Consider the following 3,108-nt stretch of genomic DNA (forward strand, 5'->3'; position numbering starts at 1 on the left):
TTGAACACCTATAGTATATCTCAAGTTGGGATGGTTTTTTTATTTTTTTGTATAACCTTTTTAGCATCCACCCGCATAGCGGGTGGTTTTTTGTGAAAATACTTCGCTACGCTTCGCATTTTCACTGGCTAAAGCCATAAACAAAAAAGGCATGCCGGTTTCCAGCATGCCTTTTCCATTTATGACATTTTAAGTCAATCGTCCTTAGCCCAGTCGAAGGCACAGCGGACTGCCTTATTCCAGCCTTTAATCAATGTCTTTCTTTTTGCTTCATCCATGCAAGGAACAAAAGTCCTTTCAATTTTTGAATTTGCAATCACATCATTTTTGTCTTTCCAGAAGCCGATGGCAAGACCTGCTAGATAGGCAGCACCCATGGCTGTAGTTTCAACGCATTCCGGCCTTTCTACCGGTGAATTGCATATGTCCGACTGAAACTGCATGAGGAAATTGTTGGAACTTGCACCACCATCAACCTTAAGGGCTGCAAGGTTTATTCCCGAATCCGCCTGCATTGCCTGAAGAATGTCGTTAACCTGGTAAGCAAGGGATTCAAGGGTAGCACGGATGATGTGGCATTTGTTCACCCCACGGGTAAGGCCGACGATTGTTCCGCGTGCATACTGATCCCAATGAGGTGCACCAAGACCTGTGAAAGCCGGAACAACATAGCATCCATTGGTATCTTCAACCTTGCATGCCATGTATTCAGAATCAATCGAGGAATCAATGAGTTTCATTTCATCACGAAGCCACTGGATGGCGGCTCCTGCAACAAATACAGAACCTTCAAGGGCATAGTTCACTTTTCCATCAAGACCCCAGGCAATTGTCGTTACAAGACCGTTCTTAGAAAATACAGGTCTGTCCCCGGTGTTCATCAAAAGAAAGGCTCCGGTTCCGTAGGTATTTTTTGCATCTCCTGCATTAAAGCAGGTCTGACCAAACAAGGCCGACTGCTGGTCACCTGCCGCACCTGCAATTGGAATTGAAACACCAGAAACATCTGCATTTCCATAAACACAACTTGAAGGCTTTACTTCAGGCAGCATGGATTTTGGAATGTTGAGTTCAGCAAGAATTTCATCGTCCCACTTGAGAGTGTTTATGTTGAACATCATTGTTCTTGAAGCATTGGAATAATCGGTTACATGAACCTGTCCGTTTGTAAGTTTCCAGATGAGCCATGTTTCTACGGTTCCAAAAAGAAGCTTTCCCCGCTCCGCCTTTTCACGGGTCCCCTCAACATTATCAAGAATCCACTTTAACTTTGTGGCAGAAAAATATGCATCGATCACAAGGCCTGTCTTGCTTCTGATTTTTTCAACAAGACCTTTAGCCTTAAGCTCATCGCAGTATTCGCTTGTTCTACGGCACTGCCATACGATTGCATTGCAAACAGGCTCGCCAGTTTCCTTATCCCAGACGATTGTGGTTTCACGCTGATTTGTAATCCCTATGACGGCAATGTCACTTTCATGACACTTCAATTTTGCCATCGCCTCCGCAATTACACCCATCATGGTTGACCAGATCTCATTGGCATCGTGCTCAACCCAACCCGGTTTTGGAAATATCTGTGTAAATTCCTTCTGTGCCACGGTGCATATTTTTCCATCGTGATCAAAAAGAATGCATCGATTGCTTGTAGTTCCGGCATCAAGTGCCATTATGTATTTTGCCATGCTGAACCGCCTTAGTATTTTGTCTTTTCCATTCCGTCGTATTTTTCAAAAAGTTTTACTGCACTTTCTTCCCTATGGAATTCCTCAGTGACAAACTGATTTTTCTTTCCGTTGATTTTATCCCCCATGGCATCATAGAAGGGCTTGTCATCAAATCCGATCTGCTTTGCGTCATCGATGTTCATTGCACTGTACACAACTGGAATGCGCGCCCACATGATCGATGCAAGGCACATAGGACAAGGTTCGCTTGTCGTATAAAGAACGCAGTCGCTCATGTCAAAGCGGCCAAGATTTTTACCAGCCATGCGTATTGCATTTACCTCGCCATGAGCTGTGGGATCATTGTCGCAGACAACCGTATTGTGGGCTTCAGCGACAACTTCATCGCCGCAAACGATCACACATCCAAAAGGACCACCGCATCCGCTATCGATACCCTTATGGGCAACAGCAACGGCGCGCTCCATGTATTCTTTCTTGTATTGCATTCCCATCAGTCAAGCTCCAGTGTTACAGGACAGTGATCGCTGCCCATTACATCGCTGTTGATTACGCAGGATTTTACTCTTGGCATGAGGCGTTCGTTTACGTTGGCATAGTCGATGCGCCACCCTACATTTTTTTCGCGGGCATGAAAGCGGTAACTCCACCAGGAATACATCTTTGGTTCCTGGCAGAAATGGCGGAATGTATCCACATAGCCGCTGGTGGTGAATTTGTCCATCCAGGCTCTTTCTTCAGGAAGATATCCTGCATTGCCTTCATTTGTCTTTGGATTTGCAAGGTCGATGGCCTTGTGTGCGATGTTGTAGTCACCGCAAAGAACTATGTCAAAACCGTCCGCAACAAGGCCATCAAGTTTTTTGAGCATTGCATCGCAGAAGGCAAGTTTGTAGTCAAGGCGTGCTCCCTTGTCCTGGCTGTTTGGAAAGTATGCGCTAATGACAACAAGGTTTCCAAAATATGCCATGAGGACGCGGCCTTCATCGTCGAAACGGCTGTCCCCAAGAAACTCCACCTTGTCTGGTTCTGTCTTTGAATAGATGGAAGTTCCGCTGTAGCCAGGTTTTACTGCGCTTGCCCAAAATGATTTATAGCCTTCTGGAGCTGTAAGGTTTTCGCTAAGCTGTTCCGGCTTTGCCTTTGTTTCCTGAATGCAGACAACATCTGCCCCGCAACCTGCAAGCCAACTGCAGAAATCTTTTTTCTCCACGGCACGAATGCCGTTAACGTTCCATGTTATGATTTTCATAGGGATATTATAGCATAAGTTTTTTAAAAACTTGAATTGTCAAATTAAATGCAACGTTTTTGAATAATAGACCTCGAAAGGTGTTTTGTAACCAAGACATTTTCTTGGTCTTTTGTTTATTTTATCAGTGACGGCTGCTATATACTCATCACTGTAGTTCGTAATATC

3 protein-coding genes and 1 pseudogene are annotated in these 3,108 nt (G+C 44.7%); all 4 read right to left on the reverse strand.

Annotation, left to right across the window (positions count from 1 at the left end; all coding sequences use genetic code 11):
* Window positions 1–194: 194 nt before the first annotated feature.
* Window positions 195–1,685 carry a glycerol kinase GlpK gene (gene glpK, locus ACKI39_RS02065; RefSeq protein ID WP_407397172.1) on the reverse strand — a complete coding sequence of 497 codons (1,491 nt, stop codon included), beginning with the start codon at window positions 1,683–1,685 and terminating at the stop codon, window positions 195–197.
* An 11-nt stretch (window positions 1,686–1,696) separates the two neighbouring features.
* Window positions 1,697–2,182 (reverse strand): nucleoside deaminase, encoded by a 486-nt coding sequence (locus tag ACKI39_RS02070; RefSeq protein ID WP_407397174.1) that lies wholly within the window; start codon window positions 2,180–2,182, stop codon window positions 1,697–1,699.
* A complete protein-coding gene (locus tag ACKI39_RS02075; protein ID WP_407397176.1) occupies window positions 2,182–2,940 on the reverse strand; it encodes an exodeoxyribonuclease III in 759 nt (252 codons plus the stop codon). The genes ACKI39_RS02070 and ACKI39_RS02075 overlap by 1 nt, the downstream gene beginning before the upstream one ends.
* Window positions 2,941–2,979: 39 nt before the next feature.
* Window positions 2,980–3,108 (reverse strand): annotated as a pseudogene (locus tag ACKI39_RS12465) (IS30 family transposase); the annotation flags it as partial.

Origin of the sequence: Treponema sp. (genome assembly GCF_045641405.1) — a bacterium.
Taxonomy (GTDB): Bacteria; Spirochaetota; Spirochaetia; order Treponematales; family Treponemataceae; genus Treponema_D.